At 64.4% G+C, this 1167-nt stretch carries 1 protein-coding gene; it reads left to right on the top strand.

The window, feature by feature from the left end; genetic code table 11:
- Nucleotides 1-1167 (top strand): DUF3141 domain-containing protein (locus tag ACO1BU_RS37500; RefSeq protein ID WP_424140924.1); only part of this gene is annotated, 1167 nt, incomplete at both ends.

The following is a 1167-nucleotide window of genomic DNA, read 5'->3' as shown; positions in this document are numbered from 1 at the left end:
CGGCAACTGCCAGGCGGGCTGGCAGATCATGATGGGCGCGGCGCTGCGACCGGACCTGTTCGGGCCCATCATCATCGCCGGCGCTCCGCTCTCCTTCTGGGCGGGATGGCGAGGCGGGCCCACCATGCGCTACTCAGGCGGCATGGTCGGTGGGTCCTGGGCGACGGCCCTGCTGGGGGACCTCGGCCACGGCCTCTTCGATGGCGCCTGGCTGGTCCAGAACTTCGAAAGCCTGGACCCCGCGAACACACTCTGGTCCAAGCAGTACAACGTTCACGCCCATATCGACACGGAGCCGGCGCGCTATCTTGGCTTCGAGAAGTGGTGGAACGGCCACGTCCTGCTGAATGCGGACGAGATGCAGTTCATCGTGGATGAGCTCTTCATCGGCAATCGTCTGGCGACCGCGGAGCTGGTGACGGAAGACGGCGTGCGGCTCGATTTGCGCAAGGTTCGCTCACCCATCGTTGTCTTCTGCTCCAAGGGCGACAACATCACGCCGCCGCCGCAGGCGTTAGGATGGATCACCGATCTTTATGATGGGGTGAACGATATCCGCGCCCATGGGCAGACGATTGTCTATGCCGTGCATGAAAGCATCGGCCATCTCGGCATCTTCGTGTCCGCCCATGTGGCTCGCAAGGAACATGAGGAGTTCGCCTCCAATATCGACTTCATCGACATCCTGCCGCCTGGCCTCTACGAGGCCGAGATCACCGAGCGGACGCCGGGCGAAGAGGCGGGGTATCTGATGCGCTTCGCGGCCCGCAACCTGGACGACATCCGCGAGATCGTGCAGCCCCTGCCCGAGGATGAGCGACGTTTCGCCGCCGTGCGCCGTATCTCGGAGATCAACCTCAACCTTTACCGCACCTTCGCCCAGCCTTTCATCCGCGCCATGGTGACGGCGCCAATAGCAGAGGCGATGCGGCAGATGCATCCGTTACGCATTTCCTATGGCCTCTTCTCGGACCGCAATCCCTGGTTGGTGCCCATCGCCTCCTGGGCGGGCGCGGTACGGGAGAGCCGCCGGCCCTCTCAGCCCGGTAATGCCTTCCGCCAAATGGAGGCCGAGATGGCGCGGCAGGTCGTGCGCTCGCTGGACGCCTGGCGGGACTGGCGGGACAAGACGACAGAGAGGCTCTTCCTCGGCATCTACGGCCAGCC

Origin of the sequence: Roseomonas chloroacetimidivorans (genome assembly GCF_049629625.1) — a bacterium.
GTDB classification, from domain to species: Bacteria; Pseudomonadota; Alphaproteobacteria; order Acetobacterales; family Acetobacteraceae; genus Roseomonas; species Roseomonas chloroacetimidivorans.
Note: the sequence above shows the minus strand (reverse complement) of the source record. Positions and strands in the feature narration are given on the sequence as shown.